The following is a 6907-nucleotide window of genomic DNA, read 5'->3' on the forward strand; positions in this document are numbered from 1 at the left end:
AATCCCATCAAAAAGGAAATAAACCTCAACACCTACAACTTATCTAAAACCAGAACATTCATTCACTAAATTACTTGCTAAAAATCCACATTGGTTGTAAAATTAAAATAGAACATTTGTTCTTTATTTGGAGGTGGAATGATGTTAAATTTATCAAAAGAAGCAATCCAAATGCTAGAACAGGTTATTTACTTACCTATGGTGTTACAAATTCTACAAAATGACTGTCGAGCGTTTGAACAAGGAGCATTTAAACTTAAACAACCTTATCTGAAGTTAATCGAGCAGACGATTAAATACGTTCAAAAAGAACTGACAGATGCAAAAAAATATTTACGACAAAATCAATTGCAGGTATTCCGTGGTGAACGGGATGATCTGTTTTCAGAATATATTTTTATACGTAAACGTACCCAAGATTCACGGCGTTATTCTAATATCCGTCTGCGCAATCATGTAGAAGATTTATTGTCTTATTATTTAGCTAAGGCACAAGAAATAAGTCACTGCGAGCATTAAAAAGCATTTGTAATGGGTTTTGATAATTCGTTAACATATCATCCATATGACGAAAATATAAAATAGAGGAATAGTATTGTTGCCTAGAGAGCGTTGTAAAACTAATCTGCTCATCTATAAAGACATCATTTTTAAAATGAAGCCTAATTTCATGCTGACCAATGGTGGAATGGCCTCTGAAATTTTGCCAAAGAATCCATGCAGCGTGTTTTTTTCTTGGTGAAGCAGTAGGAAAGAGAATATATGATTGATTAATAACAGATAATACTATTGGTAATTTAATCATAATTTCATCTTTATTCGTTTTAATATGAGCATCTTTGAAAATACTATTCGAGTAATCTAAAGCGGCATCTAATGTTGTCCCTAAAGATGCACAAATACGATTTATTAAACGAGTTACTGTGCAAGGCACTACGTACATTCTTTTTGTTTCAAAAACGAGGGAATAATTACGTCCTTCTAAAACTATTGGTTTAAGCATGCAGATATTAGGATTCAAGCAAAAATCATAAAGTTTAACAATTTTGTAATTCATTATTTTTCCTCCTTTAAGATACGTTGATTTGACAGAAGTGATATGTAATAAGGATAAGTTACGCGAGAAATCACCAACCTTTACAAAATGTTAAAGGAAAAAAGTTTGCAAAGTCTTGCTGTTTTCCTTATACTAGCATACAGTATTTGGTAAATTAAAATGGTGAAAATGCTCATTTTGTTGGGAGCATGAACCAATTGCTTGGACAGAATGAGTCGTTTGCTTGGGGAAAACGTTCTAAATAAACCTTTTTTTATTTTACTTTTTCGCAAAATTGTTCAACTTAAAAATCTATTATTATGCTCCGCTTAACTTAACAGAGAAGAGATAATGATATAAAACGTACGTTCGCAAATTTATCGAAATTTCTTAACAGCTATGTTAAAATATAGCTACTAGATGGCACGTGTAAGGAGGAAGATAAATGGAGCAAGAATTTGAACTACATTCGAACTATGAACCAAGTGGGGATCAGCCAACAGCGATTAGAGAACTTGTAGAGGGTGTACGACAAGGTATAAAGGAACAAACATTGTTAGGAGCAACAGGAACTGGGAAAACCTTCACAATTTCAAATGTTATTAAAGAAGTAAAAAAGCCAACTCTCATCATTGCGCATAACAAAACACTGGCAGGTCAACTTTACAGCGAATTTAAAGAATTCTTTCCAAATAACGCAGTTGAATATTTTGTCAGTTATTACGACTACTATCAACCAGAGGCGTATGTACCACAAACGGATACATATATTGAAAAGGATGCTAGCATAAATGATGAGATTGATAAGCTTCGACACTCCGCTACATCGTCCTTGTTCGAAAGAGATGATGTCATTATTATTGCATCAGTTTCTTGTATATATGGCTTAGGTAACCCAGAAGAATATCGCGAAATGGTTGTTTCCATTCGAACTGGTATGGAAATTGAACGAAATCAATTATTAAGAAAACTTGTAGATATCCAATATGAACGAAATGATATTAATTTTACACGTGGCAAGTTCAGGGTACGAGGAGATGTCGTTGAAATTTTCCCGGCTTCTAAAGATGAACGCTGTATTCGAATTGAATTCTTTGGAGATGAAGTAGATCGAATTCGAGAAATTGATGCACTCACAGGAGAAGTGCTAGGTGAACGTGAACATATTGCTATCTTCCCGGCTTCCCACTTCGTTACACGTGAAGAAAAATTACTAAAAGCGATTGAAAATATAGAAGAAGAACTAAAAGAAAGATTGGCGAAACTACGTGCAGAAGACAAATTGTTAGAAGCACAGCGATTGGAACAAAGGACTAATTATGATTTAGAAATGATGCGCGAAATGGGCTTTTGTTCAGGAATTGAAAACTATTCACGACATTTAACATTACGTGAAGCAGGGGCTACTCCTTACACATTATTAGACTATTTCCCTGAAGATTTTCTATTAGTTATTGATGAAAGTCACGTCACCTTACCACAAATTCGTGGAATGTATAACGGTGACCAAGCACGAAAAGGTGTTTTAGTAGAACACGGCTTCCGTTTACCATCTGCACTTGATAATAGACCGTTAAAATTTGAGGAATTTGAGAAGCATATTCATAACGCTATTTATGTATCTGCAACACCAGGACCATATGAATTGGAAAATACACCTCAACCAATTGAACAAATTATTCGTCCGACAGGCTTATTAGATCCAGAAATTGAAGTTCGCCCAATTGAAGGACAAATTGATAATTTAATCGATGAAATTCAACAACGAATTGAACGGAACGAACGTGTACTTGTTACGACATTAACGAAAAAAATGTCCGAAGATTTAACAGATTACTTAAAAGAAATGGGAATCAAAGTTCAATATTTACATTCAGAAGTTAAAACTTTAGAACGTATTGAAATTATTCGAGAACTAAGATTAGGAACTTATGATGTTCTAATTGGGATTAACTTGTTACGTGAAGGGTTGGATATTCCAGAGGTTTCTTTAGTAACGATTTTAGATGCGGACAAAGAAGGTTTCTTACGTTCAGAACGATCACTTATTCAAACAATTGGTCGAGCTGCGCGTAATGCAAATGGTCATGTAATTATGTACGCGGATCATATAACAGATTCAATGCAAAAGGCAATTGATGAAACAAATCGTAGACGTACCATTCAAATAGAATATAACAAAAAACATGGCATTACACCGAAAACAATTCAGAAAGAAATTCGTGATGTCATTCGGGCAACACAAGCTGCAGAAGAGCCAGAATCGTACTTAACAAAAGTTACTGATGGTAAGAAGTTGACGAAAGCCGAAAAGACAACATTATTAGAATCACTCGAAACAGAAATGAAAGAGGCAGCAAGAGCGCTTGACTTTGAGCGAGCAGCTGAACTACGAGATACGATTTTAGAATTGAAAGCGGAAGGATGAGGATTTTGAAAAATCAAGAAATCGTTGTACAAGGAGCACGAGCAAATAATTTAAAAAATGTCGATATCACAATTCCGCGGGACCAATTAGTTGTCATAACAGGACTTTCAGGTTCAGGTAAATCATCACTTGCATTTGATACGATATATGCGGAAGGACAAAGACGATATGTTGAATCTCTTTCCGCCTATGCAAGACAATTTTTAGGCCAAATGGATAAACCTGATGTTGATGCAATTGAAGGTTTATCACCAGCGATTTCAATTGATCAAAAGACGACAAGCAAAAACCCACGCTCAACCGTGGGAACTGTAACGGAAATCTATGATTATTTACGTTTGCTCTTTGCACGTGTTGGAAAGCCAATTTGCCCGAATCATGGCATTGAGATAACATCACAAACAGTTGAACAAATGGTTGACCGAATCATGCAATATCCGGAACGTACAAAGCTGCAATTATTAGCACCGATGGTATCAGGTCGAAAAGGAACGCATGTAAAACTACTGGAAGACTTACAAAAGCAAGGCTATGTACGGGCACGCGTTGATGGAGAACTTCGTGATTTAGACGATAATATTGAATTAGAAAAAAATAAAAAACATAATATTGAAGTGGTTATTGACCGTATTGTTTTAAAAGAAGGAGTAGAGTCACGTTTAAGTGATTCGTTAGAAACTGCATTACGCCTAGCAGATGGCCGAGTTATGGTTGATGTAATGGGCATAGAAGAGTTGTTATTTAGTGAACATCACGCATGTCCCATTTGTGGATTCTCAATTGAAGAATTAGAACCTCGTATGTTTTCGTTTAACAGCCCATTCGGTGCATGTCCCAAATGTGATGGACTTGGTACGAAGCTCGAAGTTGATGAATCACTTGTTATTCCAGACTGGGATGTAACCTTAAACGAAGGTGCAATTGTACCATGGATTCCTACTAGTTCACAATACTATCCACAATTATTAAAATGTGTATGCGACCATTATGGAATCGATATGGATACACCTGTGAAAAATATTCCAAAAGATCAAATGGATAAAATTTTAAATGGGTCAGGAAAGGATTATATTCATTTCCATTATGAAAATGAATTTGGTAATATACGCGACCAAGATATTCAATTTGAAGGTGTTTTAAGAAATATAGAACGCCGATTCAAAGAAACATCATCTGATTATATACGTGAACAAATGGAAAAGTATATGGCTAAACAGCCTTGTCCATCTTGTCATGGTCATCGCTTAAAACCAGAGACATTAGCAGTCAAAATAGCAGATAAACATATTGGCGAGGTAACAGAATACTCGATTAAAGAGGCTTATGCCTTTATCCAAGATATAAAGCTATCCGAAAAGGATATGCAAATTGCACGTCTAATTTTAAGAGAAATTCAAGAGAGACTTAGCTTCTTGCTCAATGTTGGATTGGATTATTTAACTTTAAATCGTGAAGCAGGGACTTTATCTGGTGGAGAAGCCCAACGAATTCGTCTAGCAACACAAATCGGCTCTCGTTTAACAGGGGTCCTATATATTTTAGATGAACCATCAATTGGTTTACATCAAAGAGATAATGATCGATTGATCGCAACATTACAGAGTATGCGTGATTTAGGCAATACTTTAATCGTTGTTGAACATGATGAAGATACAATGCTTGCAGCAGATTATTTAATCGATGTAGGTCCTGGAGCAGGTGCACATGGAGGAGAAATCGTCGCAGCGGGTACACCAGAGCAAGTGATGAAAAGTAAAAAATCCCTTACAGGACAATATTTAAGTGGTAGAAGATATATTCCTATACCATCTGAACGGAGAAAACCAGATGGCCGTTATCTTAAGATTAAAGGGGCAAGAGAAAACAACTTAAAGAATGTGAAAGTTGATATTCCTTTAGGAGTATTTATCGCTGTTACCGGTGTTTCAGGGTCTGGGAAAAGTACATTAGTTAACGAAATATTATATAAAACGTTAGCGCAAAAACTAAATCGTTCAAAAATAAAGCCTGGTGATGTGAAAGAGATTGAAGGAATCGATCAATTAGAAAAAGTAATCGACATTGATCAGTCGCCAATCGGAAGAACACCGCGTTCTAACCCTGCCACATATACAGGTGTATTCGATGATATCCGAGATGTCTTTGCTGTGACAAATGAAGCAAAAGTACGTGGATATAAAAAGGGACGTTTTAGTTTTAATGTTAAGGGCGGCCGATGCGAAGCGTGTCGTGGGGACGGCATTATTAAAATTGAAATGCATTTCTTACCAGATGTCTATGTACCTTGTGAAGTGTGCCATGGAAAACGATATAACCGTGAAACATTAGAAGTAAAGTATAAAGATAAAAGCATTGCAGATGTTTTAGAAATGACCGCTGAAGATGCATTGGAATTCTTCAAAAATATCCCTAAAATAGCTCGTAAATTACAAACGATTGTAGATGTTGGTTTAGGATATATCCATTTAGGACAACCGGCTACTACATTATCGGGTGGGGAAGCACAACGAGTTAAATTAGCATCGGAATTGCATAAACGTTCAAATGGTAAGTCTATTTATATATTAGATGAACCTACAACAGGTCTTCATACAGAAGATATAGCCCGCCTATTAAAAGTTTTACAACGATTAGTTGAAAATGGAGACACTGTATTGGTTATTGAGCATAATTTAGATGTCATTAAAACCGTAGATTATATTATTGATATGGGTCCAGAAGGCGGAGATAAAGGCGGTACTGTCATTGCAAAAGGAACACCAGAACAAGTAGCTGAGACAGAAGGATCCTATACAGGTATCTATTTAAAAAAGATTTTAGAACGCGATCGCAATCGCATGGAAGAAGCCTTGTTGAGTGCTAAAAAGTAGGTAATTCCATGGATAATCTTACAACTAAGAATAATAACCACGTGTAGGTAGTGTAGAAGGAGATAGAAGCTTTATGGCAAGACTAATTATTGTTTCTGGTTACAACAGTGTTGGTAAAACAACAGTTGGTAAAGCTCTAGCAAAAGAATTAGGGGCTGTTTTTATTGATAGTCCTAAAACGACAGATATCCTCATGGAAGAAATCATTAATGCGCATGAAGTTTCAGGGACAGATTTTGCGACAGTTATGAAAGTACGTCAAATGACAGAATTACAAGTTCAAGTATTACGTCGATTGATTCAAGATCAACTTGAACTAGGATTAGATGTTGTTTTAGAAGTATCAACATATTATAGTGATGCCCATTTCGTAGAAAAAGATGACTTAAACATATCGAGTATTCATCATGTAGAAATCATGATTCCAGTAGTTGAAGAAGAGAAACGAAGATTTCAACTTCATCACCCTGAAGCATTTCGAACATATGAAAAGGAATGGGACCAATATGTAGAGAATCGTCTACCCGTGTATACTGATGCAGATCTGTTTGAACAAAATGTAGTAATTACTTT

At 35.7% G+C, this 6907-nt stretch carries 5 protein-coding genes; 4 read left to right on the forward strand and 1 reads right to left on the reverse strand.

Features of this window, described 5'->3' with window-relative positions; all coding sequences use genetic code 11:
• Nucleotides 1–141: 141 nt before the first annotated feature.
• A complete protein-coding gene (locus tag D1606_RS08770) occupies nucleotides 142–519 on the forward strand; it encodes a YhjD family protein (protein ID WP_119415634.1) in 378 nt (125 codons plus the stop codon).
• On the opposite strand, the gene D1606_RS08775 is transcribed toward D1606_RS08770, so the two are convergent.
• Nucleotides 485–1057, reverse strand: coding sequence for a competence protein ComK (locus D1606_RS08775; RefSeq protein WP_119415635.1), 573 nt, complete (start codon nucleotides 1055–1057; stop codon nucleotides 485–487). The genes D1606_RS08770 and D1606_RS08775 overlap by 35 nt on opposite strands.
• A gap of 424 nt (nucleotides 1058–1481) precedes the next feature.
• Here D1606_RS08775 and uvrB point away from each other — a divergent pair, with 424 nt between their 5' ends.
• The 3 genes from uvrB to D1606_RS08790 all read left to right on the forward strand — a co-directional run.
• Nucleotides 1482–3464 (forward strand): excinuclease ABC subunit UvrB, encoded by a 1983-nt coding sequence (uvrB, locus tag D1606_RS08780; RefSeq protein ID WP_119415636.1) that lies wholly within the window; start codon nucleotides 1482–1484, stop codon nucleotides 3462–3464.
• A gap of 5 nt (nucleotides 3465–3469) precedes the next feature.
• On the forward strand, nucleotides 3470–6334 hold the full coding sequence (uvrA, locus tag D1606_RS08785; RefSeq protein WP_119415637.1) for an excinuclease ABC subunit UvrA: 2865 nt from the start codon (nucleotides 3470–3472) through the stop codon (nucleotides 6332–6334).
• Between the two features lie 73 nt (nucleotides 6335–6407).
• Nucleotides 6408–6907, forward strand: a 500-nt coding sequence (locus D1606_RS08790; RefSeq protein WP_119415638.1) for a P-loop nucleotide/nucleoside kinase family protein, incomplete at its 3' end; no start/stop codon positions are given.

The sequence above is a fragment of the Rummeliibacillus sp. POC4 genome, assembly GCF_003576525.1.
Lineage (GTDB): Bacteria > Bacillota > Bacilli > Bacillales_A > Planococcaceae > Rummeliibacillus.

Coding starts and splice junctions, on each gene's coding strand:
- D1606_RS08770 (WP_119415634.1), top strand. CDS start 142: ATGTTAAATTTATCAAAAGAAGCAATCCAAATGCTAGAACAGGTTATT.
- D1606_RS08775 (WP_119415635.1), bottom strand. CDS start 1,057: ATGAATTACAAAATTGTTAAACTTTATGATTTTTGCTTGAATCCTAAT.
- uvrB (WP_119415636.1), top strand. CDS start 1,482: ATGGAGCAAGAATTTGAACTACATTCGAACTATGAACCAAGTGGGGAT.